The organism is Rhodospira trueperi (assembly GCF_900101965.1).
In the GTDB taxonomy this organism is placed as follows: Bacteria; Pseudomonadota; Alphaproteobacteria; order Rhodospirillales; family Rhodospirillaceae; genus Rhodospira; species Rhodospira trueperi.
This window is the reverse complement of sequence record NZ_FNAP01000003.1, coordinates 252,893-277,333: the sequence shown is the minus strand read 5'-3', so window position 1 is coordinate 277,333 and position 24,441 is coordinate 252,893. Positions and strand designations below refer to the sequence as shown.

Below are 24,441 nucleotides of genomic sequence, written 5' to 3'. Positions count from 1 at the left end.
CCACCCGCCGCGCCGTTCTCGGTGTGGCCCTGGGGGCCGCGATCTCCGTTGGATCGCTCGGGAATACGGCCCTGGCGGCCGGCGAGCGGGTCTCTCCCGACCTGACCGCAGGCGTGGGCCTGGAGGACGCGACCCTGGGCGAGGCGATGAGCCGTCTCGGCTGGCGGCTCGTGCCGTCCCTGGCCGAGCCCGGCGCCAGCGACAATGTCCTGCTCTCGCCGTGGGGCTTGGCCACGGTCATGACCGTGATCGACCTGGGCGCGCGCGGCGGCGAGGGTCGAGGACGTGGGGCCGTGACGGAGGCTTGGACCGGGCGCGCCGGCTCGACCGAAGTCGTGATGGCCCGAATCGGCGCCATGCGGGCCGAACTGAGCGCAGACCCGGCGGGGGACGTCTCGTTCCATGATGCCGGGGGCATCTGGGTTGCCGCGTCGCTGTCCGTGTCCGACACGTTGGCCGAGGCGGCGGGCGAGCGCCTCGACGTCAAGGTCGAGAACGTGGACTTCACCGATCCACAGACCGTGCCGCGTCTCAACGCCTGGGCGGCTGAGCACACCGGCGGGGCCATCCCGACGCTGCTGGCGCAAGCGGACCCGAATCTGGACGCCGTGGTCGCCAACGCCTTCCGGTTCAGTGGGCCGTGGGCCCAGCCGTTCAAACCCGCCCAAACGCAGCCCGGCCCGTTCCTGGTGGATGGCGCGCCGGCTGGCACCGTCGACTTCATGCACGGCGTTTTTCCCGACTTGGCGGTGGTCGGGTCCGACGTTTTCGACCAGATCAGCCTGCCCTTGTCCGGAGAAGAGGTCCATCTGCGGCTGACACTGCCGAAGCCGGGATACGGGCCGGAAGACCTGGTGACCGCGGGCGCCGGCAAGGTGACGCCCGCGCCCGTCGTTGTCGGCGTGACGCTGCCCCGGTTCTCCATTGAAACCGACGTCGATCTGACCGATGCCCTGAGTGCCGCCGGTCTGGGACTGCTGTTCGACGGAACCGGCGACTTTTCCGGTCTGGCGGAAGGGCTGACCCGGTTCGACCGCGTCGGCCAGCGCGTGCGGCTGAAGGTCGACGAGTCCGGCGTGGAGGCGGCGGCCGTGACCGTGGCGACCAGCACACGCTCGATGGGTCCCCAGCCCGAGATCAGCCTCGTGTTCGACCGTCCCTTCCTCGTGGAACTGGTGCATGGGCCGACCGGGGCCGTGCTGTTGTGCGGACTGGTGCGCGATCCGGCCTCCTAGGCGGATCGCGCCGGACGGAGCGGATGATCGGGGCAAGACGTCTGCGGGGTTTGACGACCAACTCAACGGTGTTTTTTGAGAGAAATCGGGGTCCGGCAGACGGAGGCGAAACGTCCCTAAAACGGGGGTGCCCCCACTCAATCATCAGGAGGAAGACCGAAAATGACCCTTGGATCGCGATTGACCGCTTTGCCGGCCGTCATGATGACACCGGTTGCCGCCCTGATGCTGGCTACGCTTGTCGTCCTCGCCCCAGGCCTCGCCCTGGCCTGCGAAGACCTGACCAATCGCACCCAGACCGCCTACAAGGCGGGGGACTTGGCCACGCTGAAGGACACTTTCGCGGCGGCCGAAGCCAATGCGGACTGTTCCGCCGAAACCCTCCAGTGGATGGGCAAGGCCATCGTCAGCACCGTGTTGCGCTCGGTTCATGAGGATGTCTCGCAGGGCGGCAGCCTTCAGGCGCACGAAACGGCGCTGCGGGAGGCACGGCCGTACGGGCAGGACTGGCGGCTGGAGGCCTGGCTCGGCGACATCGCCTTTGAGCGCGGAGACTTCACCGAGGCCGCGACGGCCTTCCAGGACGCCCTGAACACCCTCAACGACGAGGAATTGACGCCCACGGCGCCGGATACGGCGGTGATCGAGGAGGTTTACAACAAGGCCGAAATGGCCCGTTTGGCCGCCGCCGACTATGTCAGCGCGCCAACCACCCGATCCGGCGAGCCGGGCGGGCTGGCCGCGCCCTCCTACAGGGGGTTCCAGCCGGCGGCGCGACTGGTGCCGGTGGAGTTCCAGTTCGGGTCGACCCTGGTGACCCCCAAAGGGCTGCGCGCCCTGCGCGATCTGCGTGACGCCCTGCGGGCGTCGGGCACGCAGAGCATCACCCTCGTCGGTCACACCGATCCGGTCGGTGGCATGGCGGCCAATGACCGGCTGTCCCTGGCGCGCGCGGAGTCGGTGGCGGCCAGCCTGCGCAACGAGGGGTACACGGGCCAGATCTACGTGGTCGGCCGGGGTGAGCGCGATCCCCTGCAGTGGGTGGCGCCGCTGACCCAGCATCAGTACCACCAGGCCTTGCGGCGCGTCGAGGTTCGCCAGTGACACCCCGCCGCGTCAACGGACACGGGGGCCGGGTGGCGACCGCCGGCGCGGCTCTTCTGCCGTTCGCCGTGACGGCGGCGCTGTCCACGGCTGTGCTCGCGGACGACGGCGGGGGCGGTGGCATATCCGTTCCGCCGCTCGCGCCGCCGCCCATGCCGTCAGCGGAGGCGGTCTCGGGCGGGGACCCGGAGATCGGCGCCGGGGGCGGCGCCAGCGCTAGCGCCAGCGGCATGCGCGCCCTGATCGTCGGCATCGATGCCTACGAGCACATCACGCCGCTGGACGGTGCCGTCAACGACGCCCGCTCGATTCAGGACTCGCTTTCGGCCCTGGGCGTCAAGGACATCACCGTCCTGTTGAATGCGGACGCGTCGCGGGACGCGATCATGGCCGCCTGGGCGGATCTGATCGATCGGTCGGCTCCCGACGATCTGCTGTTCATCACCTACGCCGGACACGGCAGCCAGTTGCCCGAACGCCGGCCGGGAACCGAAGAGGACGGCAAGGACGAGGTCTTCCTGCTGGCCCGGTTCAGCGAGGCCGCGCCGAACAACGGCGAGCGCATCGTGGACGACGAAATCAGCGAGTTGCTGGAGAAGGCGCAGGATCGCACGGTCGTGTTCATCGCCGATTCCTGCCACTCCGGCACGGTGACGCGATCCTTTGATCCGCGCGCCGGACAACGGCGCACCCGGTTCACCGATGTCGGGCCGATCGAGGACGACATGCTGCCGCCGCCGGCGCCGACATCGGCGGCGGACGATGGCGGGGCGGAGCCCGAAAGCGGGGCCTCCGTGGAGACCGATGCGCTCGGACATGTGGTGTTCGTCGCCGGGGTGGACGAGGACAAACTGGTGCCGGAGGTGACCATCGACGGTCAGTCCCATGGCGCGCTCAGCTACAGTGTCGCGCAGGCGCTGCGGGGCGAGGCCGACCGTGACGGCGACGGTCAGCTCACGGTGGAGGAGTTCCAGCACTATCTGCGCCAGAGCGTGCGCCTGCACACCGAGGGGCGGCAGTCCATCCGCATGGAACGCGGGGCATCGGTCTCGGCCACGCGTGCGCTTGCCAAGGTTCCCGCCGGAGGTGGAGGGGGCGGTTCAGGGTCCGGTTTCGGCGCCGGTTCGGGGGGCGGCATCGCCTCGACGGGGGCCGGCGCGGCGCCGCTCGCCAACGCACCGTCGGTGCGGGTCCGTCCGCAGGCGCTGTTCGTCACCGACGCCGACGACGGCGCGGCGGACGACACGGCGGGGCTGGCGGCGCTGGAGACGGTGGCGCTGGCCGGGTCGGCCGAGGACGCGGATCTGGTCTGGGATGTCGCGGCCGGGGCGTTGCTGTCCAGTCTGGGCGATGTCGTCGCCACCCTGCCGGAGCCGGCGCCGGGCGAGGACCGATCCGGGGCGGTGGGGCGCGTCGTCACCAAATGGGCGCTGGTCGAGACCCTGAAATCCTGGCCCGAGGCCAAGCGCCTGACGCTCGGCCTCAGCCCGTCGGACGGCCTGCATCATGTCGGCGAGACGGTCACGCTGACCATCGAGGGGCATACCCTGCCATACCTGACGGTGTTCAATCTTGATCCGTTCGGCGTCCTGAACCGCGTCTTTCCCATTCCGAAGCTGGGGGACCAGTTCGATGCTTTTGCGGACGGCAAGGCCTTTGACCTGCCCATGGAGGTCTACCAACCCGTCGGCGGCGACCATTTCGTCGCCATCGCCACGGAACAGCCGCCATTGGCGCTGTACGACGCCCTGACTTCGCTCGATGGCCGCCCGGTTGAGCCGGGCTTTCTGACCCTGCTGCGTCAGGCGGTGCTGGACCAGCGCTACGAAATGGGCCTGCACGGTGTGTTCACGGCGGAATAGCGCCCGCCCGCGGGGTGCGTTCCGTTTCTGGTGGGGCGATGGGTCCCGAAACGTTGAACACGTTTTAGGCGTCGGTCTTCCGGGTTGTCGCCATTTGACAAAACGTGCAGTATCCCAGCGAGGCATGGGCAAGTGTCCCTTGGCTCCAGTGGCATTCTGACATCCGATACTGGGGGGAACGTGAATGGTCCGGTTGCAAGAGACGATCCGGCGGGTTCCTCATCAAGAGGCTGGCCGCCGCGCATTCCGGGCGATCACGGTCTGTTGTGTGGCTCTGGTCGCTGCGGTGACGGTGGGTCTCAACGGCGGCCTTTCGGCGCGGGCTCAGTCGGCCACGACGTTGGTGGTGATCTCGGCCACGGATATGCCCCTGAAGCAGGGGGACGTCATTCCGGCCGACCAACCGCTCCATCTGACGGACGGGCAGGCGATCTCGCTGATCGGGCCGTCCGGGCGAATCGTGGAACGGTCAGGTCCGTTCTCCGGATTGCCGATGTCCGATGCCGAGGAGAGTGACGACGCGGTGCTCGACTCGCTCCACCTGCTCATTCGGAAGCGGGTCGCGGATACCGGCGACATGGGGGTCACGCGGTCGTTCCGCATCGAGCCTCAGGACCCCTGGCTGGTGGACGTCTCGTCGTCCGGGACGCGCTGCGTGCGCGAGGGTGAGCCGGTGGAACTTTGGCGCGCCGATACGTCCGAGGACCTGACGGTTTCGCTGTCCACCGGTGACGGACCCTGGAAGACCTGCACGACTTGGTCGGCCGGCGAGGCCCGGTTGACGGCGCCGCCGTCGGTGCTGACCGGCGAGGGCGCGCCCCTGATCGTGAGCGTGCCCGGCGGTCAGGCCGAACTTAATCTCCAGACGCTGCCGTCCAGCCTTTCGACGGACGTGGCGCGTCTGGCCTGGATGGTTCACGTCGGATGTGACGGGCAGGCCGCCAGATTGGCGCGGCGCCTGCCCTGAGCGTCGGCCATGGGGATGCGGGCACGCATTGTCTGGGCGTTGCGCTTGATTGCCATTGTTCTGGGCGCGGCGTGGATCAGCCTTCTGGCTCAGCGTCATGTCCCGGTTCTGGCGATGACGGAGAACTGGCTGGCCGACTTCCGCATTGCCACCCTGTTGCCCGCCGAACCCCAGCACCAGGACATCGTTCTGGTGACCGTCACCGAACAGACCCTGGAACGGTTCACCTATCGCTCGCCCATTGATCGCGGGTTCTTGGCCGATCTGTTGGAGACGCTAGACGCGCGCGGGGTGGAGACCATCCTTCTGGATTTTCTTCTGGATCAGCCCACGGAACCGGACAAGGACGCCCGTCTGCGTGCCGTGCTGCGGAACATTGAGACGCCCTTGGTGGTCTGCGTCGGCGACCGGCCGGAGGGGCTGACAGCGCCGCAGGTGGCGTTTCTGGAGGACATGGTGCCGCCGCGGGTGCGGGGGCTGGCCACGCTGGCCAAGGATCCGTTCGATGCCACGGTGCGTTGGATCTACCCGGGGCGGGCGGACGATGCCGGCGGCTGGAGAGCGGGCGCGGTGTGGCGGTTGGCGGAACTCCTGGGACACCCGATGATGCGCGAGTCCCGGCGCATCGCCTGGCATGGCCGGCCGGACAAGGAAACGCCCGCGTTCGCCACCTATCCCGCCCACTTGGTGGAGCACCTGCCGCCGGACTGGATGCGGGACAAGATCGTGCTGATCGGGACCGACCTGCTGCTGACGGATCGGCATCGCACGCCGTTCTCCACCGCGCCCGACGGAGAGTCGATGCCCGGCGTGGCCATCCTCGCCCACGCCCTGGCCACGGTGCTGGATGACCGCACCATGGATGTCCGCTCCGGGGACGGCCTGTTCCGCTTCGTCCTGTGGACCGCGCTTCTCGGCGGACTGCTGGCGCTTCTGCCCATACCCCTGGTGCCTCAGATGGGGATCGCCGGGGGTGTGGTGGTCGCCGGATGGGTCGGGGCGTTCGCGCTGTACCGTCAAACCGGCATCATGGTGCCCCTTCTGGTGCCGACGTTGGCGTTCGCTCTCGCCACCTGGGGGTCGCACGCCGCCCTGGTGCAGAGCGAACGGAAGCACCGGGCGTTCTTGCGCCGGGCCTTCACCCAATACGTGGCGCCGCAGGTCGTGCGGCAGATCGTCGCGGATCCATCCCAACTGGCGGTGCGCGGCGAGCGCCGGGAAATGAGTTTCCTGTTCGCGGATGTCGCCAACTTCACGACCCTGTCGGAAACCATGGCGCCCGAGGCACTGACGCGGTTGATCAACGAGTACCTGGAGGTCGTGTGTCAGGTCATCTATCGCCACGAAGGCACGATCTGTACCTTCATGGGCGACGGGGTGTTCGCGTTGTTCAGTGCGCCCATCGTGCAACCGGACCATCGCCATCGCGCGGTCGCCTGTGCGTTCGATATGGCGGAAGCGGCGGAGGCGTTCCGTCAGGCCCGGGTGAACGAGGGGCTGGCCTTCGGGCACACCCGCATCGGCATACACGCCGGCGCGGCGGTTGTGGGGAACATCGGCGCCTCCATGCGGTTTCAGTATACGGCTGTGGGCGATGCCGTGAATACCGCCTCGCGCCTGGAAGGCCTGAACAAGTACTTCGGCACCCGCGTCTGCGTGTCCGCCGATGCGCTGCCACCGGACATGAGATCTCGGACGCGGCCCATGGGTCAAATCGTCCTGCGGGGCCGCAGCCAGCCCTTGCCCGTGTTCGAAATCCTGACGGCCGAGGCGGCGCAGACCGAGATGATTGAGCAGTACAGGCGGGCCTATGCGATGCTGGAACAGGGGGACACGGAAGCGGCCGAGCGGGCGTTCCTGGCCCTGCAGGAGATCGCGCCGGAGGACGGCTGCACGGCCTTTTTCGTTCGCCGCCTCCAGAATGGGCAGACCGGGACCGTGGTCATGATGACCCAGAAGTGAGCCGGATCGGCCAACACTGTGATGGACACGAACCATGGACGAAAGGGGGATGCGCGCATGCAGTTGACTGTCGAACGGCGGGAGCGGGCCGTTGTGGTGACGCCGTCCGGTCGCCTGGATCAAACCACGGTGCCGGATTTTCAGGCGCGCCTGTTGGAGGTGCTGGACGAGACCTCCGGGAGCGCGGTGATCGTGGACATGGCTCAGGTCGAGTTCATCAGTTCCGTCGGCCTGCGCGCCTTGAACATTGGCTTCAAGAAGAGCAAGGCTGGCGGCGGTTCCTTGTCGGTCGTCGCGCTGCGACCGATCGTGCGTGAGGTGTTCTCGATCAGCCGGTTCGATAAGGTGCTGGCCGTTCACGAGGACCTGAACGCAGCCCTCGCCGCCGTTGACGCCACCTGACTGCAACCCGCGAGTGGGAGTCTCTGCGATCCATGAAGGTCAAGATCTGGGGATGTCGCGGCTCCCTGCCCGTGGCCATGACCAGTGCCGCCGTCCGCGAGAAAATCAAACGCGCCGTCCAGGCCGCCCAGGGCCGGACGTTTGACGGCGAGGCGGACCTGGACCGGTTCCTGGACCAGGACCTGCCCTGGCCCGTCGCCAACACATACGGCGGCAGCACCGCCTGCATCGAGGTGGATACGGGCGACGCTGATTATATCCTGTGTGACCTGGGAAGCGGTGTACGGGAGTTCGGGGTCAGAATGATGGTCGAGCATGGCCCGACCAAGCCCCAGACCTATCATGTGTTTCTGTCCCATCTGCACTGGGACCACATCATGGGCTTTCCGTTCTTTCCGCCGGCTTTCATTCCCGGCAACACGATCAGGATCTACAGTTGCCACCCGGACCCGGAAGCCAGCTTCCGCAAACAACAGTCCGAACCGAACTTCCCGGTGGATTTCTCCGTTCTGGGCGCCGACATCCAGTTCGTCCCCATGACCCCGGGCGAGCCCGTCTCGGCCGGCGGGGCCACGGTGACGGCCAAGCTTCAGAATCACGCCGGGGACAGCTACGGCTACCGATTCGAGAGCGGTGGGCGCTCCTTCGTCTACGCCACCGACAGCGAGCATAAGCAGAAAAACGCGGAAGAAACACAGGCCGTCGTCGCCTTCTTCAAGGATGCGGATCTTGTGGCCTTCGATGCCCAGTATTCTTTGGCTGAGGCGGTCTCCCTGAAAGAGGATTGGGGACATTCCTCCAATGTCATCGGCGTGGAACTGTGTCTGGAGGCGCGGGTCAAACACTTGTTGATGATCCACCACGAGCCGGTTCTGGGGGACGAGGCGCTGTATCGGATCCTGGAGGAAACGCTGCGCTACGAGGAACTGATGCGCCCAGAGGGCGCCGCCCCGCTGAGGATCAGTTCGGCCTTTGATGGCATGGTCCTGTCGTTGCCGGAGGAGTCTGACGGGTGACAGCAAAGGCCCCCGGCATGGCGGCCGGCCGCGCGATCCGGGCCGGGATTCTGCGTCTGGGGCCGGTGCGGCTGCTCGGGATCGCCGTGTTGCTGGCGCTGATGGCCGTCTTCGCATGGGGCGACCGCAGCCCGGATGGCCTGCTGCCCGGCGCGCGCAATCTTCTGTTCGACAGCTATCAGCGTTGGGTCCCACGGGAGTGGAACCCGGAAACACCGGTGACCATTGTCGACATCGACGAGAAAAGCCTGAAAGCCATCGGCCAATGGCCCTGGCCCCGGACCACCATCGCCCGCCTGATCCGGGCCATCGCCAGCCATGGCCCGGCGGCGATCGGCCTCGACATCATCATGACCGAGCCGGATCGCCATTCTCCCGAGAACGCCGACTGGCTCGCCAAGGCGCCCCCCTCTGTCCGCCGGTGGGCGGACAGTCTTCCCAGCAACGACACGGTTCTGGCCGAGGCCATCGACGAGGGGCCTGTGGTCCTGGGGATCGCGGCAACGTCGGAGGGAGGGGCGGAACCGGACGCGGGGATGCTCACCCCGTTTCAGACCGGGGACTTCGAGCCCCGGCCCTGGTTGGCGGGCTATTCCCATGTCCTGCGCAGTATGCCGGTCCTGGATGGGGCGGCCTGGGGGCATGGGCTGATTTCGGTAAGTCCGGATCGGGACGGGATCATCCGTGATGTGCCTCTGGTGGCTCGGATTGGGGATAACTTGGCCCCGGCCCTCAGCCTTGAGATGATCCGCGTCGGCGCGGACGCCTCCTTCTTCACCCTTAACGGTCAGACCGGAACAGGACTGCAGTCCATCGATATCGAGCTTGGGCAGTCGGTTCCGTGGAGACTCCCGGTCCGCCCCGACGGCTCCATGCGCATTCACTTCAGCCCCCCCGTGTTCGGCCGCTTCGTCTCCGCAGCCGATGTGTTCAACGGCACGGTCGATCCGAGGCGGCTGGCCGGGTTTCTGGTTCTGGTCGGCGTGACCGGCGTTGGTCTGCAAGACCAGTGGGCGACCCCGACGGCGGCCCTGATGCCGGGGATCGAGATTCATGCCCAGGTTCTGGAGAACATCGTCGAAGGCGTGCATCTGCACCGGCCCGCGTGGGCCCTGCCGCTGGAACTCGGCCTGCTGGCGCTCGGCGGGGCGCTGATGATCCTGGTGCTTCCCCGCGCCTCGCCGAAGGTCCTGTTCCTTCCTTGGCCCGCCGCCATGGCGGTGATGCTGGCGGTGGGACTCGGCGCCTACCGGGGCGGGAACTGGCTGGTGGACGTCAGCACGCCCATGATCGGGACCAGTCTCGTGTTCGTGCTGGTGCTCACCCTGTCCCTGGTTGAGGCCGACCGTCAGCGTCGGCGCTATCGGCGGGACTTGGCTATCCAGAGGGAGCGGGACGCGCGGATCTCCGGTGAATTGGAGGCCGCCCGGCGCATTCAGATGGGCAGCCTGCCGAACACGGGGGACATGTCCGACCCGCTTGGTCGCTTCGAGGTTCACGCCGTTCTGGAGCCGGCGACGGATGTCGGTGGCGATCTCTACGATGTTTTTTTGGTGGACGCGAACACCCTGTTCTTCTTGGTGGGAGACGTGGCCGGCAAGGGCATTCCCGCGTGCCTGTTCATGGCCTTGAGCAAGTCCTTGTACAAGAATATCGCCCTGCGCGACGGGGCGGATATTGACGATGTGATGACCATCGCCAACGCCGAGCTGTCGCGGGACAATCCCGAAATGCTGTTCATCACCGCCTGGGCCGGGCTTCTGGACCTGAACACCGGGCGGCTGGCCTTCTGCAACGCCGGACACGACACGCCGTTCCTGCTGTCCCGGTCGGGCACCCTGTCCATGCTCGACTGCGAGGGCGGTCCACCGCTGTGCGTTCTGGACGATTTCGCCTACGACAAGGAGGTGCGGCAGCTCTCTTCGGGAGACTGCCTGATCCTGACCACGGACGGCGTCAGCGAAGCCGTGGGAGAAGACTGTGAAATGTACACCTATGACCGAGTCCGGACCTTTCTGCGGACGCTGGACCCCGGGACGCGAGCGCGGGACCTGGTTGAGGCGGTGTACAAAGACGTCCGAACCCATGTGGGCCAGGCCGACCCCTCCGATGACATCACGATCCTTGCCCTGAAATGGAAGGCCCCCATGTAGCGGCTGACCCCGGAGCAAGACACGACGGCCGGACATTCGCGACAGCCCGTCCAGCCGCGACGGGCGAAAGTTGAGGCAGACGATCCCTCGGCTCACCCACGGCGACGCACCGCGTCGCCGAGATTGAAGAGCGCGACCATCGAACCGATGGTCGCGGTGGCTCATTCGGGATGATGTGTGTTGTTGCTCTTCAATAATGTTCCGTCATTCCGAAGCGTCCGTCAGGACGCGAGGGCTCTCCTCCTCGAACAGATCTGACCATTGATCGGTGGTGTTCGGTGGCGGATCAGGATTCAATGATCTGGAAACCATATCGTTGTGGGTGCGCGGATTGGCCGCGATTGAAGAAGCGTGTATGATTTGGACGCAGAAAACCGTTGGGTGCGCCTGAAGGGTGCAACGGGGGGATGGTGTGTCTTCGGCGCGCATTATCGGATCGATGGGCACCGCACGGCAGGCTTTTTCCGCGCGGCGAACAAGGAGTCGCGCGGCCGTGGCGGCCGTTGCCGTCCTGTCATCGTTTCTGGCGGCCTGCGGCACGGGCGGTCCCGCGCCGCCGTCAGCCGCCCTGATCCCACCGCCGGTCCCGCCCCTGACTCCCATTCAGATGGAAGCGGTCGGCGCGCTGGCGCTGGAGCGGGTGCGGTACGAACCGGACGCGGTTTCCGGTGGCTATGTGGACACGGGATCGTGCGCCGCGCCGGCTGATCCCGCCGCCGCCCCCGCCGGCGCCCGGGATATGGCGCCGGTTCTGCGCGATGCCTTCGTCGGTGTCCTGGGAGAGCGGTTGGGGTTCCGGCTGGCGTCCCCTCCCGACGGCGCGTTCGGCGATGCCGGGGTCGCGCCGCAGGCTGAATACTGGCTCAGGGCCGACGTGCGCTCCATCCGCTACAGCCTCTGCCGCGTAGCCGACGGTTCGGCCGGTGCGACGGGCACGGCGGAGGCGACGTTTGCCTTCCAGGTCCTGGATCGGAAGACGGGCCGGGTCGTTCATGACGGCCGGGTCACCAGCGCGGGGGCGTTGGCCGAGCCGAGACTGGGGCGGGTTGAACCGGTGTTGTTGGCCCGGAGCTTCGAAAACGCCCTGATGCACTTGGCGGCGGACAAGGGCTTTCGCCGCGCCCTGGTGAGCGGCCTGCCGGACAGCGATGCGCTGCACGGGGTCGAGGTCGCACTCCGGCCCGATACACTGCCGACGACGCGATTGGCGGCCCTGTCGCCGGCCACCGGGGGTGCCGCGGCGATCTGGCCACCACAGCCGATGATGCCCGGCGGCGGCGTTGGGCTGACCGTGACGGGGCCGCCCCTGTTCCTTGAACCGATGGCCGTGAATGTCGAGACCATTCGCGACGCCACGGTCACGGTCCTGGCGCCCGGCCGTCACGGCAGCGGTTTTTTCGTGTCCCGCGATGGCTGGATGCTGACCGGGGCGCATGTGGTGGCCGGCCGCGATGTCGTCCGGGTCCGCCTCGCGGACGGGCGCGAGCCCTGGGCCCGTGTCGAGCGCCGCAATGCCGCCCGGGACGTGGCTTTGTTGAGGGTGTCGGGGCAGGGGTTCGCCGCGCTGCCGCTGCGGCCGACCGTGGCGGGCGTCTCCGAAACCGTCTATGCGATCAGCACGCCCGTGGACCAAGCCCTCGGGCAGACGGTGAGCCGGGGCATCGTCAGCGCCTATCGATCAGGCGGCCCCTGGGGATTGGACGCCTATCAGGCGACGGCCCCCGTGCATGCCGGGGCCAGCGGCGGTCCCCTGGTGGATGCCTGGGGCAACGTGGTGGCGGTGACCGCCGCCGCCGTGGCCCATCCCGCCGGCGGGCCGCCGGTCCCCGGCCTCGGCGTCTTCATTCCGGTCCACGACGCGCTTGCCTCGATGGGCGTGCGCGTGATCACCCCGCCGTCCGGCTGGGTGGGCGCGGAGGGGGGGTGGCACGGCGGGTCCGTCGCCGTCGCGGGGCAATGAGCAGGGTCCTTACAATGATCCGCCGAGAACGCCCTTGGTTGATGGCACCTGATCGGCCTTGCGCGGGTCGATCTCGACCGCCCGGCGCAGCGCCCGCGCCAGCCCCTTGAAGCAGCTTTCCGCGATGTGATGCGAGTTCACGCCATACTGAGTGTCAATATGCAGCGTACACCCGGCCATCTGTGCGAATGCCTGAAACCACTCCCGGAAAAGCTCGGTATCGAAGGCGCCCAGTTTCTCCGTTGGGAAGGTGACCCGCCACACCAGATACGGACGGTTGGACAGGTCGAGCGCCACCCGGGTCAGGGATTCATCCATGGGGACAAGCGCTTCGCCGTAGCGCTGGATGCCCCGGCGGTCGCCCAGCGCGCGCGAGACCGCCTCGCCGAGCGCCAGTGCGCTGTCCTCCGTGGTATGATGAAAGTCGATATGGGTATCTCCTTCGACCTGCATCTCGATGTCGATTAGACTATGGCGCGAAAGTTGCTCAATCATGTGATCAAGAAACCCGACACCAGTCGCGATGCTGTATTGCCCCGTGCCGTCGAGATCGACCGCGACCGAAATGCAGGTTTCCTTGGTTCGCCGTTCAACCTGAGCCTTGCGCATGCCCTATCCCCATTCTGCCATCATCCGGTTGCCTGCCCGATACGATGATCGGACTTGTAACAGAGCGGGCCGCATTCGACCAGAGACGCCCCTACGGGTTTGGGTGGCGTCGGGACGAAAGGGTGACTAATATACGCCAAACAGAGGCGCGACCGATTGCGGCCCATGGAAGCATGAGGCAAGTAATGCGATTTGGACGGGTTCAACGATGTCGAAACACCCGCTAAGGGATCAAAAAGCCAGAGGACAAAACCGTGACCGAGCAAAGCTATGAAGGCCAGGGCGGCCGTCGTTCGCATCCTGACCCTGTAGACGTTTACGTAGGCAAGCGCCTACGGAAGCAACGAGTCCTGTTGCGCCTAAGTCAGGAGCAACTCGCGCGCGCTGTTGGGGTAACGTTTCAACAAATTCAGAAATACGAGCGGGGTGCCAACCGCATCAGCGCTAGCCGCCTTTATGACGTTGCCAAGGTCATGGGTGTGCCAATCAGCTTTTTCTTCGATCATATCGAGGAAGAAATCGATGGACGGCCCACGCCAGGGGGCGGGTTCGCCGAACCCCCGGCACCCGGCCCGGACGACCGGTTCACGCACAGCGAGACTTTGGATCTCGTCGCGGCCTACTGGAAGTTGCCCAGCGACGATATCCGCCGCAAATCCCTGACCCTTCTGCGGTCGATGGCCGGCCTGAAGGACAAGAAGGGCGAACCCATTCCCGACGTGGATTGAACGGTCTCGCCGTCCAGACCGGGCGCGCCGTCGTCCATCGAGCATCTACCGAGCGTCCGTCATCTGTCTTCCTTTGCTTTGCAGTCGCACGGCTTTGTCCGCGAACCCGAAATTGGCTCTTCGCAGGTCGTTTCGGGTCGCGCCAACCCCCGATCAGAGCCGTGTCCGCACGGCGTAGCGCAGCGTGGCCTCGCCGTCGGCCGGAACCTCGACCGTCCAGACCACCCGCTCGGCCGTTTCCTTTCGGTGAGGCGTCGATTCGGACAGCAGGGTCCAGTCGCCCGGCAGGACCGCGTCGACCTCGACGGAAACCGGCCGATCCGACTTGGCGTTGCGCAGGGTGATTTCGTGCTCGCTTTCCGTCACTCGCTCGCTGATCCGACGGAAATCCGTGCGGCGGCGCTCGGCGGTCACATCGAAGTCGGTCCCGAGCGCCAGATCCGCCTCGCCTCCCACCGCAAGATGATCGATCCGGTCGGCGCCCAGGAAGCGGGGCAGGCCGCCCGGCCCCGGCTGCCAGACCCGCACCACGCCGGCCGGCAGCGGCAGGCCAAGCCCCGCCTCCTCGGTGTTGGCGAGGATCAGGTGACGGGCCGCGTTCACGGTATCGTCCTCCACGCGCGGGCTGGCGAAATGGGCGTGATGCCCCGCCGGCACGACGTAGCGCGGCGTCACGGTGATGTCCGGCCGGTTGGCCAGCGCCACCTGAAGCGTCTGTCGGTGCGCCAGCGTCACCGGCCGCGCGATGGGATAGAACTGAACACCGCCCTGGGCCTCGGCCACTGGAGGTGCCGGCATGGCGACGCTGGCGGCCGCTCCGAGCGCGCGCTCCATCATGATGGTGGCCTCGGGCATCACGATGAAATCGTCGTTCTGCGCCACCGCGACCTGTCCGGCGGCCAGCGTCAGGCGCGCGTCGCGGAACGTCCGGCCGCTGGTGTTGGAGATCGTGGCCCAACCGGTCAGCTCGCCCACCTCGCCGGTCGCGCCCAGGTCCAACCCGTAATCCGCCGCCCAGGTCAGGCCACCGGTCAGATAACTGAGGGTCAAGTCTCGCTCGCCGGCCTTCCCGACCTCCACCGTGGCCAGCAGCGTTGGCGTGGCGCGCAGCCCCGGCGGCAAGGCATCCAGCACCAGATCGCCGGGCAGGCCGACACGGATCGCCCCGTCGATCTCCAGGATCACGTCCTCGGCCACCGATAGCACGGTGGCCGTGACCCGGCGCGGCGGCTCGCCCTCGCCCTGGTCGTGGATCAGCACGCCGACGTCCTCGCCGACCGACAGTTCCAGCAGGCGGCGCCGCGACGGCACGTCGGCGGCCAGCGCCCGGTCCAGCACCATCAGGCCGGGACCATCCCCGGCCACACCCAGACGCACGGAGGCGGCATCGGCGGCCATCGGCACGTCGGGAAAGGCCAACACGCTCTCGCCCGCCGGCAGGGTCGCGGAGCGGCTCTCATGAACGGTCGTGGCCGCTCCGCCGTGGATGATCAGCGCCACCGAACCCGGTCCGCCCGGCGGTACGACGATGTCCTCGGCGGCTTGGGCGCCGACGGACAGAAACAGGGCGCCGGCCAGACCGCCGACGACAGACAGCATGCGGGAAACCATGGGACCCTCCAGAGTGATGCGCAGTCAATTCGCCGCACTCTGACCCCGGTTCATGGCGACCGTGTGTCCTCCATCCCCGGCGGCACATCCCGCACCAGATAGGGGTCCTGTCCGGCGATGCGGGCGTGGGTATCCGACAGCAGTTCCAGGACGAAGCCGAAGCCCAGCAGCGTCATCGCGGCCAGTCCGCCGACCATGGAAACAAAGAAGAACGGTCGCTCCGTCATCGGCGTGCCGAGCACGATCCGTTCCACCCCGAGCCACACCAGAACCGCCAGTGCCAGCGCCAGCGTCGCCAGACTGACGCGGCCGAACAGATAGATCGGCCGCGCCTTGAAGCTGGCCTGGAACCACAGCATGACGATGTCGAACAGCACGTCGAAGGCGCGCGACAGGCCGTACTTGCTGGCCCCGGCGAACCGCTGGTCGGCCCGCACGTCCAGCTCGCTGATGGCGCCGCCCATCAGATGCACCAGGGCCGGCAGCAACCGATGCTGGCCCGCCCTCAGGCGCAGTTTGCGGGCCACCTCGCCGCGCAGGCACTTGAAGCCCCCCATGTCGCGGGCCGGACACCCGGTGGTCGCCCGTAGCATGGTATTTGCGGCCCGACTCGGCCACAGCCGAAAGAGTGCGCTTTCCGGTCGGCCGGTGCGACGGCCGGACACGAGATCGTAGCCCTTGCGGGCCTCCGCCAGCAGGACCGGAATGTCCTCCGGCCGGTTCTGGAGGTCGGCGTCCATGACCACCACCCAGTCGCCACGGGCCGCGCGGAACCCGGCCGACATGGCCGCCCACTGCCCGGTGTTCCGGGTCAGATAGCGCGGCCGGACGCATGGATCCGAGGTCGCCAGCGCCGCCAGCATGGCGTTGGTGCCGTCGGTCGAGCCGTCACTCACCGCCACGATCTCATAGGCCTCGCCCGCCGGTTCCAGGACGGCGGTCAGGCGGCGGTGGAGTTCCCCGAGGCAGGCCTCCTCGTTGTACATGGGCACGACGACGGAGAGCACGGGGGCGGTGGGTTCGGACATCGGGGCCTGCTCTGGCGGACGTGACGAGGAATGCTGCCTGTTTAGCCCGCCGCGCCGCCGGGGTCCAGCCGGGCGCGGGTCAACCGCGTTGACCGCCGGGACTACGCCCCCGGTCCCAACCGCGCGCTCACCAGATCGGCCAGCGACGGCACCTCCGGTCGGGGACCGAAGTGACTGATGATCTCCGCCGCGCACACATGGCCCATGCGGGCGCAGTCGGCCAGGGACCGGCCACTGGTCAAGCCGCGCAAGAAGCCGGCGGCGTAGAGGTCGCCGGCGCCGGTGGTGTCCACGACCTTCTCGATCGGTTCGGCCTGCACGGTGATCACCTCGTCGCCGGCCAGCACCACCGACCCTTTCGCGCTGCGGGTGATGGCGGCGATGTCGGTGTGACCCTTCGCGCGGGCCAGCGCCTCGTCGAAGTCGTCGGTCTTGTAGAGCGACAGGATCTCCGCCTCGTTGGCAAACAGCAGGTTGACGAAGCCGCTGGTCAACTCGATGAAGGTGTCGCGGTGGCGGTCGACGCAGAAGCTGTCGGACAGCGTCAGGGCGACCTTGCGGCCGGCCTCGCGCGCGGCGCCGGCGGCCTTGAGGATGGCGTCCTTGGCCTTCGGCTCGTCCCACAGATAGCCTTCGATGTAGGTAATCAGGCCGCTGGCGAACAGCGCCTCGTCGATGTCGTCCGGCCCCAGCGCCGTGCAGGCGCCGAGGTAGGTGTTCATGGTGCGGTGGCCGTCCGGCGTGACCAGGATCAGGCAGCGCGCGGTGCTCTTGTCGCTGGTCTCGCCGGCGTCAAGCGGCGCGGTTTCGTAGTGGGCGCCGATGGCCGTGATGTCGTGGCGGAAGATGCGGCCAAGCTGGTCGTCGGCCACCTTGCCGACGAAGGCCGCGCGGGCGCCCAGCGAAGCCAGGCCGGCGACGGTGTTGGCGGCCGATCCGCCGGACATCTCGCCCCCCGGCCCCATGGCGTCGTACAGCATGGCGGCCCGATCCTTGTCGATGAGCATCATGCTGTCCTTGTGCATGCCGTGATGCTCCAAGAACGCCTCGTCGGCATGGGCGTGAACGTCGACGATGGCGTTGCCGATGGCGACAACGTCGTAGCGCGGGGCGGTCATGGAAACGTGTCCTTATCTGACGTGATGCGGTGGGGCGTGACGCGAACGAAGCCCCTACGGGAATGGCGGGCATCCTAGCGGACACCTGCGCCGCAACTCAACCCACGGGCCATTTCATTTCAATCCTGCCGTCCGTGCCCGGTTGACCTTGCCGGTGGCATGCCTAATTCTTTGAGGCGATACCCGAACCGGCCGCGTGGGAGAGACCGGCATGCCATCCGCCCCGGCGGACGGCCCAGCCGGCGCCGAAGGAGCAACCGCCCCCGGAAACTCTCAGGCAAAAGGGACCGCGCGGTCGCGGGCCTCTGGAAAGCGGGCGCGCGCTGGCGTGCCTCACCGAAGATGTAAGCCGTCCCCCTTCGTGAGGCGGTCAATCTTTCAGGTTCCAAGACAGAGGGGGGCAACGCCATCGCCGGTGTCCGGGCATCGCCTCGGGCGCCCGCCGGTCGGTGGTGAAAGGCCCCACGGGTTGCCCCGGCCATGGCGCCGAAGGGTGGCCCCCTGACCGAGGAACCCGCGCCGTGGCCCATCCCGACGCTTCCAACGCCCCCTTGCGCACCGTGCCCCTGGACGCCCTGCACCGCGAGTTGGGGGGGCGCATGGTGCCGTTCGCCGGCTATGCCATGCCGGTTCAGTATCCGGACGGCGTGCTGGCCGAACACGCCGGCACCCGAAACCGCGCCGGCCTGTTCGACGTCTCGCACATGGGGCAGGTGCGCCTGACCGGTCCCGATCCGGCGGCCGCGCTGGAGCGTTTGGTGCCGGGGGCGATCCGCGCCCTGAACCCCGGCCGGCAGCGCTATACCCTGCTCACCACCGAGTCGGGCGGCATTCTCGACGATTTGATGGTGGCCAACGCCGGCGACCACCTGTTCGCGGTGCTGAATGCCGCGCGCAAGGACGCCGACCTCGCGCATCTGCGCGCGCACCTGCCCGAACTCGCCATCACCGTTCTCGACGATCACGCCCTGATCGCCCTTCAGGGACCGGCCGCGGCCGCCGTGTTCGCGCCCCTGGCGCCGGACTCGGCGGACATGCGTTTCATGGACGCCCGGACCATGGACGTCATGGGGGTGCCCTGCTTCGTCGCTCGCTCCGGCTACACCGGCGAGGACGGGTTCGAGATCAGTGTGCCGGCCGAGGCGGCCGAGCGCTTGGTTCGCGCCCTGCTGGAGCATGCCGACGTCGCGCCGGCCGGTCTGGGCGCGCGCGACTCGTTGCGGCTGGAGGCCGGGCTGTGCCTCTACGGCGCCGACATCGATACCACCACCACGCCCGTCGAGGCCGATCTGGCCTGGACCATCGGCAAGGCCCGACGTGAGGTGGGGGACTTCCCCGGCGCCGAGGTCATCCTTGCCCAACTGCGGGACGGGCCGTCACGGCGTCGGGTCGGACTGCGCATCGATGGCCGCGCGCCGGCACGCGCGGGGGCGGAAATTGTGGATGACAGCGGCGCGGTCGTGGGCAGGGTCACCAGTGGCGGCTTCGGACCCACCATGGGCGGGCCCATCGCCATGGGCTACGTTCCGGCCCGCCTTGCCGAGCCCGGTACACGGGTGAACCTGCGGGTGCGCGGCAAGGACCTGCCCGCCCGCGTCGCCACCCTGCCGTTCACGCCGCCCCGCCAGCAGAAGGGGCGACCGTAACTCGCACCCGCCATCAAGACTCACGCTCAACAATCGCCGGGGCTCCATCCAGGACCGTCAAAAGGGGGATCTTTCATCATGAGCACGCTGTACTACACCGAGGACCACGAATGGATCGCCGTCGAGGGCGAGGCCGCCACCGTGGGCATTACCGACTACGCCCAGAAACAACTGGGCGACGTGGTGTTCGTCGAGGTGCCCGAGGCCGGCAAGACTCTGGCCAAGGGCGACGAGGCGGCGGTGATCGAGTCGGTCAAGGCCGCCAGCGAGGTCTACGCGCCCGCGTCCGGCACCGTCACCGAGGGCAACGAGGCCCTGGGCGACGCCCCGGGTACGGTGAACGACGATCCCATGGGCGACGGCTGGTTCTTCAAGATGACCCTGGAGGACCCGTCGGAACTGGACGACCTGATGGACCAAGAGGCCTACGATAGCTTTGTGGCCGGGCTGGAGTAGGACCCGCGATCAACGAACCGTTCCCCTCTCGACCCGCGCGGTTGTTCCGTCGATGCGGTGACGCCGCGCGCGGTCGGGGCGCTGTGGTGCGCGAACCCGAAGTCTCGCTCTCTTCGGTGCGTCGCGGGGGCCATGAGTCCGTCGAGCCACCCCGCTCGTCGGTCGGTGTCGTTCCAATGCCCTGGGGTGCCCGTTGGAAGGGTTGGCGCCTTCTGGGATCCTTCTTTCGAATGATCTCTCCGCGTTCTTTCGGGGATGCCTCCGTATCTTAAGGGGCGGGCGGCATCAAAAAGAGCAAAGGAAAACATGAGGCGATTGAGAGATCCTCATGCTTTCGGAGGGCGAAGCTCGCCAAGCCGTCAAATGAAACCGCTTAGCATGGCGTATGCGCATATTGCGCTTCGTCAGATCGTTCCGGCGTCGCTTTGCGTTATTGCTACACCAGTGTTACCGTATTTTTCCAGACGCTGGGTTTTCCCACGCGACGGAACGTCACGCTGACACCAAGGACCCATGGTAAAGAGGCGCGGTTCGCGGCGGCGCGTCGCAGGAAGCGCTGGGGACGACACGGGATCGGAGGTCGAAGCGCGATCAGGACATGGGCGCACCATGGCGGGAAGACCCAAAGGCGCCAAGGCGGTAAACGGGAGCTTCACGTCATGCTGACCATGGAGGATTGCATCGCCTTCTGCGGGATGGAGGCCGACGAGGTCGAGGCGCTGGCCGCGTCGGAGCACCTTCCCACCATCATCGCGGCCGAATGGACGGCACGCGAGTTGGCGCGTCAGGGCGGACGCGACCATGTGGAGACGGTTCTGGGCGAGCGCGCGGGAGAGGCACGGCTGCGGGGCGACGACGCCACGGCCGATGCCCTGGAAACGATCATGGCGCGCGAGCGCACGCGACTCTGAGGGGAGAGCATATCCCCAACAGGGAACGACGGCGGCGCGTTCAGACACGATCACGATGACCTGCCCGGAGGGACCCGGGAGCGGATGGGGAAGACCGATCCGCGGATGATGAGGAACCGAGTTTTTCCGGAGCGGTGAAGCGCGGTTCCGCTTCGATTTGGAGGCGAGAGATGAGGCTGGATCCAGAACGAATCAAGGCCCTGACGGCATCCACGTCATCCTATGTGGCGGCCATCGCCGAAAGCGAGGAACTGCTGCCCATGCTGGCGGCGGCCTGGACGGAAATGACCCTGCGTCAGCCGAAGGGCCATCTGACGATCCGTGAGGTTCTGGACCGCGCCGCCCACAAGGCGGAACGGCGTGGCGATCAGGCCAAGGCCCGGGAATACAGAACCGCCCTGGCCGAGTTCGAGACCAGATTCGGGGGGTGCGAAAGGGTTGCGGCGGAATAGCCTCGCGCCCCTTTGTTGCCTTTGATTCGACGGCGGCGCTCTCCGGCGCGTCGTTGATCCGCAGTGACGTTCCGGGCCGGCGATCGTGCCGGCCGGACGTCCGATCCTCTCTTCCGCAAGGCCACCGGATCGGCTATGGAGCGGCATGTCTCTGCTGCGTTCCATCGCCACGGTTGGCGGCTATACCCTTCTCAGCCGCGTGACCGGCTTCATCCGCGACATCCTGGTGGCCGGCATGCTCGGCGCCGGCACGGTCTCGGACGCCTTTTTCGTCGCCTTCCGCTTCCCCAACCTGTTCCGGCGCCTGTTCGCCGAAGGGGCCTTTCAGGCCGCCTTCGTGCCCCTCTTCGCCGGCCTGCTGGAGACCGAGGGACGCGAGGAGGCACGGATGTTCGCCCGCCGGGCCTTCAGCGTGCTGGCCGTGATCCTGCTGGTGTTCACGGCGACGCTGGAAGTGTTCATGCCGCTGGCCATGGTGGTGTTCGCGCCCGGATTCGACGCCGTGCCGGGCAAAATGGAACTGGCCACGGAGCTGACCCGGATCGCCTTTCCCTACCTGCTGTTCATCTCGCTGGTGTCGTTGCAGTCCGGCGTCCTGAACTCCCTGGGGTACTTCGCGGCGGCGGCGGCGGCGCCGATCCTGCTGAACCTGACGCTGATCGCCGCCTTGATCGGCTTTTCCCCGATGATGGAGACGCCGGGGCACGCCCTGGCCTGGGGCGTGTTCGCCGCCGGTGTGATCCAGTTCGCCTGGCTGTTCTGGCACTGCCGCCGGGTCGGCATGACCCTGTGGCCGGCGGTCCCGCGCCTGACCGCGCGCGTCCGCCTGCTGGGCAAGCGTATCGTGCCGGTGGTTCTGGGCGGGAGCCTCTATCAGATCAATCTGCTGATCGGCACCATCCTGGCGTCGCTGCTGGCCGACGGGGCGGTGTCATGGCTGTACTATGCTGATCGGGTGACCCAGTTGCCGCTGGGCGTGGTGGGCGTGGCCGTCAGTACGGCGCTGCTGCCGGCGCTGTCACGGCGGCTGAAGGCCGGCGATGGAGAGGCGGCGGCGCACGACCAGAACAGGGCGCTGGAAGTGGCCGTGTTGTTCACGCTGCCGGCGGCGGCGGCCCTGATGGTCATCCCCGGCCCGGTGATCGGCACCCTGTTCGAGCGCGGCGCCTTCTCGGCGGTCGATACGGCGGCCACGGCGGCGGCGCTGGTCGCCTTCGCCAGCGGGCTGCCCTCCTATGTGCTGGTCAAGATTCTGGCGCAGGCGTTTTTCGCCCGCGAGGACACGGTGATGCCGGTGCGTATCGCCGCCGTCGCGATGGGCGCCAACATCGTGCTCAACGTGATCCTGATGCAGGTGTGGGGGCATGTCGGCATCGCGCTTGCGGCGTCACTGTCCAACTGGGGGAACGCGCTGGCGTTGGCCTGGGTGCTGCGCCGGCGCGGCCATCTGCCCGTGGACCCACGCTTGCGGGCGCGGCTGCCGCGCATTGGTCTCGCCACGGCTCTGATGAGCGCGGTGTTGTGGGGCGGGGCCTGGGCGCTCGCCGATCCCCTGGGGGCGGGCGATCCGTGGCGGCCGCTGGCCCTGGCCGGGCTGGTGATCGGGGGGATCGCGGTCTACGGGGTGGCCGCGCAGGTTCTGGGCGCGGCGCGCCTGGGCGAGGTGAAGGGCATGCTGCGGCGTCCGCGCGCGAACGCGCCGTGAGAACGGGGCAGAGAGCGGCTGATTTTCGGCCACCTGCCCTCCGGTCGCACCCCGAGCAAACGCAAACGGTATCCGTCAGGCCGCGCATGCCACCCATCGAAACCGGAGAGCATCACGATCCACTCCGGTGCTCGGGATGGAAGCGCTTTGCCGCAGCCGGGCCGTTCGTCTCCCCGGCCGCTGCGGATCTGCCTTGCTTCCGCCAGATTGGCGCGGCACAACCCGGGTCAGGTGGCCGGTGACGGCCATGCCCCGTGACCATTGGCCCTGTCGTTTCGGGAAGGGGACGCCGCAGCCCATGCCAGACCCGACCGTACATAAATCCGGGCGCCGTTCCGTTCGGCTCGCCTCCTCTGTGTTCGCCCCGCTGCTGCTGGGCGCGGTTTCGTTCGAACCGGGCGGGGCGTCCGCCATCGGCGCGGTGTTCACGGAGGCGCAGTCCGAGGCGGAGGGGCAGGCCGACATGGTCATGCCGATGAACGACCGCCCCACCATCAACACCGAGCGTGTTGTCCTGCGTTGGCTGGACAAGTCGACGGCACGCGTGGACCAGATCGACGTGCCGGTGGGCCAAAGCGTCTCGCTGGGCGGCATTGATGTCCTGGTGCGGGCCTGCCGTCGCACGGCCCCCGACCAAGCGCCGGAGGACGCCGCCTTCCTGGAGATCAGCGAAACGCGCCCGGGTGAGGCGCCCCAAAGGATCTTCCAGGGCTGGATGTTCGCCTCCAGCCCCTCGCTGTCGGCGCTGGAGCACCCGGTCTATGACGTGTGGGTGCTGGACTGCGCCGACCGGTTCGACAGCGAGGCGGACAGTGCGGACAGCGAGGCGGAGAATTCGTCCGAATCGCAGTGAAACCGGCCCCACGGCATGTGCATGGCGTCGTCCAGGCGTGTCATGTAGTCGTCGCGGGGAATCTCGCGGACGCCGAACTGGGCCAGATGGTCGGTGGTGAACTGGGTGTCGAGCAGCCGGTAGCCCCCGGCCCGCAGGCGGGCGACCAGATGGCACAGCGCGACCTTTGAGGCGTCCGTGGCGCGCGAGAACATGCTCTCGCCGAAGAAGGCCGCCGCCAGCGACAGCCCGTACAGGCCGCCCACCAGCCGGCCGTCCGCCCAGGTCTCGACGCTGTGGGCCAGACCGCGCGCGTGCAGGTCGAGGAAGATGGCCTCGATCTCCTCATTGATCCACGTTTCGGGACGGTTCGGCACCGACTCGGCACAGCCGCGCACGACATCGGCGAAGGCCGTGTCCACGCGCACCTCGAAGGTCCCGCGCCGCAGCGTTCTGCGCAGCGACCGGGGAATGTGGACGTCGTCCAGGGGCAGGATGCCGCGCTGCTCCGGCTCTACCCAATAGACCTTGGGGTCGTGCCGTGCCCGGGCCATGGGGAACAGCCCGGAGGCATAGGCGCGCAGCAGAATATCGGGGGTCAGTCGGAACACGGTGCGGGCAGCTCCGGGCGGAAGGATAGGACGGAGCAGAAGACTCATATCGCCCTCCCCAAAGGGGCGCGAC

21 protein-coding genes and 2 riboswitches are annotated in these 24,441 nt (G+C 67.7%); of the genes, 16 read left to right on the top strand and 5 right to left on the bottom strand.

Annotated features, from left to right (window positions below; all coding sequences use genetic code 11):
* The first annotated feature begins 23 nt into the window (after positions 1 to 23).
* From BLS85_RS06300 to BLS85_RS06260, 9 genes are all read left to right on the top strand, one after another.
* Positions 24 to 1,235, top strand: a complete 1,212-nt coding sequence (locus BLS85_RS06300) for a serpin family protein (protein WP_176793419.1) — start codon at positions 24 to 26, stop codon at positions 1,233 to 1,235.
* A 162-nt stretch (positions 1,236 to 1,397) separates the two neighbouring features.
* Positions 1,398 to 2,339 (top strand): OmpA family protein, encoded by a 942-nt coding sequence (locus BLS85_RS06295; protein WP_092783865.1) that lies wholly within the window; start codon positions 1,398 to 1,400, stop codon positions 2,337 to 2,339.
* A gap of 32 nt (positions 2,340 to 2,371) precedes the next feature.
* The gene (locus BLS85_RS06290; RefSeq protein WP_092783862.1) at positions 2,372 to 4,201 is read left to right on the top strand and encodes a caspase family protein; all 1,830 of its coding nucleotides are present in this window, start codon (positions 2,372 to 2,374) and stop codon (positions 4,199 to 4,201) included.
* A gap of 268 nt (positions 4,202 to 4,469) precedes the next feature.
* A complete protein-coding gene (locus BLS85_RS06285; RefSeq protein WP_143027104.1) occupies positions 4,470 to 5,168 on the top strand; it encodes a hypothetical protein in 699 nt (232 codons plus the stop codon).
* A 9-nt stretch (positions 5,169 to 5,177) separates the two neighbouring features.
* Positions 5,178 to 7,130 (top strand): adenylate/guanylate cyclase domain-containing protein, encoded by a 1,953-nt coding sequence (locus BLS85_RS06280; protein ID WP_092783856.1) that lies wholly within the window; start codon positions 5,178 to 5,180, stop codon positions 7,128 to 7,130.
* A 57-nt stretch (positions 7,131 to 7,187) separates the two neighbouring features.
* Positions 7,188 to 7,532: an STAS domain-containing protein gene (locus BLS85_RS06275; RefSeq protein ID WP_176793417.1), complete on the top strand. Its 345-nt coding sequence runs from the start codon at positions 7,188 to 7,190 to the stop codon at positions 7,530 to 7,532.
* A gap of 32 nt (positions 7,533 to 7,564) precedes the next feature.
* Positions 7,565 to 8,548 (top strand): MBL fold metallo-hydrolase, encoded by a 984-nt coding sequence (locus tag BLS85_RS06270; protein ID WP_092783850.1) that lies wholly within the window; start codon positions 7,565 to 7,567, stop codon positions 8,546 to 8,548.
* Entirely contained in the window at positions 8,545 to 10,701 is a 2,157-nt protein-coding gene (locus BLS85_RS06265; RefSeq protein ID WP_143027102.1) for a CHASE2 domain-containing protein, read from the top strand. The genes BLS85_RS06270 and BLS85_RS06265 overlap by 4 nt, the downstream gene beginning before the upstream one ends.
* Before the next feature lie 493 nt (positions 10,702 to 11,194).
* Complete coding sequence (locus tag BLS85_RS06260; protein ID WP_176793415.1) at positions 11,195 to 12,661, top strand: S1C family serine protease; 1,467 nt, start codon at positions 11,195 to 11,197, stop codon at positions 12,659 to 12,661.
* Positions 12,662 to 12,670: 9 nt separating this feature from the next.
* On the opposite strand, the gene hisB is transcribed toward BLS85_RS06260, so the two are convergent.
* A complete protein-coding gene (gene hisB / locus BLS85_RS06255; protein ID WP_092783843.1) occupies positions 12,671 to 13,270 on the bottom strand; it encodes an imidazoleglycerol-phosphate dehydratase HisB in 600 nt (199 codons plus the stop codon).
* 254 nt (positions 13,271 to 13,524) lie between these two features.
* Between hisB and BLS85_RS06250 the strand changes: the two genes are divergently transcribed.
* Complete coding sequence (locus tag BLS85_RS06250; protein WP_092783840.1) at positions 13,525 to 13,998, top strand: helix-turn-helix domain-containing protein; 474 nt, start codon at positions 13,525 to 13,527, stop codon at positions 13,996 to 13,998.
* Positions 13,999 to 14,151: 153 nt separating this feature from the next.
* On the opposite strand, the gene BLS85_RS06245 is transcribed toward BLS85_RS06250, so the two are convergent.
* The 3 genes from BLS85_RS06245 to BLS85_RS06235 all read right to left on the bottom strand — a co-directional run bounded on the left by BLS85_RS06245 (position 14,152) and on the right by BLS85_RS06235 (position 17,755).
* A complete protein-coding gene (locus tag BLS85_RS06245) occupies positions 14,152 to 15,609 on the bottom strand; it encodes a DUF4139 domain-containing protein (protein ID WP_092783837.1) in 1,458 nt (485 codons plus the stop codon).
* A 50-nt stretch (positions 15,610 to 15,659) separates the two neighbouring features.
* Positions 15,660 to 16,637 (bottom strand): glycosyltransferase family 2 protein, encoded by a 978-nt coding sequence (locus tag BLS85_RS06240; RefSeq protein ID WP_092783834.1) that lies wholly within the window; start codon positions 16,635 to 16,637, stop codon positions 15,660 to 15,662.
* Positions 16,638 to 16,738: 101 nt separating this feature from the next.
* The gene (locus BLS85_RS06235; protein ID WP_092783831.1) at positions 16,739 to 17,755 is read right to left on the bottom strand and encodes an adenosine kinase; all 1,017 of its coding nucleotides are present in this window, start codon (positions 17,753 to 17,755) and stop codon (positions 16,739 to 16,741) included.
* A gap of 187 nt (positions 17,756 to 17,942) precedes the next feature.
* Positions 17,943 to 18,055: riboswitch (glycine riboswitch) on the top strand.
* Between the two features lie 2 nt (positions 18,056 to 18,057).
* Positions 18,058 to 18,152: riboswitch (glycine riboswitch) on the top strand.
* Positions 18,153 to 18,276: 124 nt separating this feature from the next.
* Between BLS85_RS06235 and gcvT the strand changes: the two genes are divergently transcribed.
* From gcvT to BLS85_RS06205, 6 genes are all read left to right on the top strand, one after another.
* A complete protein-coding gene (gene gcvT, locus BLS85_RS06230) occupies positions 18,277 to 19,401 on the top strand; it encodes a glycine cleavage system aminomethyltransferase GcvT (protein WP_092783828.1) in 1,125 nt (374 codons plus the stop codon).
* A 78-nt stretch (positions 19,402 to 19,479) separates the two neighbouring features.
* Positions 19,480 to 19,857, top strand: coding sequence for a glycine cleavage system protein GcvH (gene gcvH / locus BLS85_RS06225; protein ID WP_092783826.1), 378 nt, complete (start codon positions 19,480 to 19,482; stop codon positions 19,855 to 19,857).
* Positions 19,858 to 20,516: 659 nt separating this feature from the next.
* Entirely contained in the window at positions 20,517 to 20,768 is a 252-nt protein-coding gene (locus BLS85_RS06220) for a hypothetical protein (protein ID WP_092783823.1), read from the top strand.
* A gap of 170 nt (positions 20,769 to 20,938) precedes the next feature.
* The gene (locus BLS85_RS06215) at positions 20,939 to 21,220 is read left to right on the top strand and encodes a hypothetical protein (RefSeq protein ID WP_092783819.1); all 282 of its coding nucleotides are present in this window, start codon (positions 20,939 to 20,941) and stop codon (positions 21,218 to 21,220) included.
* Positions 21,221 to 21,365: 145 nt separating this feature from the next.
* Positions 21,366 to 22,925 carry a murein biosynthesis integral membrane protein MurJ gene (murJ, locus tag BLS85_RS06210; protein WP_092783816.1) on the top strand — a complete coding sequence of 520 codons (1,560 nt, stop codon included), beginning with the start codon at positions 21,366 to 21,368 and terminating at the stop codon, positions 22,923 to 22,925.
* A 298-nt stretch (positions 22,926 to 23,223) separates the two neighbouring features.
* Positions 23,224 to 23,778 (top strand): DUF2155 domain-containing protein, encoded by a 555-nt coding sequence (locus BLS85_RS06205; RefSeq protein WP_245699103.1) that lies wholly within the window; start codon positions 23,224 to 23,226, stop codon positions 23,776 to 23,778.
* On the opposite strand, the gene aat is transcribed toward BLS85_RS06205, so the two are convergent.
* Positions 23,685 to 24,416, bottom strand: a complete 732-nt coding sequence (gene aat / locus BLS85_RS06200; protein ID WP_092783813.1) for a leucyl/phenylalanyl-tRNA--protein transferase — start codon at positions 24,414 to 24,416, stop codon at positions 23,685 to 23,687. The two genes, BLS85_RS06205 and aat, sit on opposite strands and share 94 nt — an antisense overlap.
* Between the last annotated feature and the right edge of the window lie 25 nt (positions 24,417 to 24,441).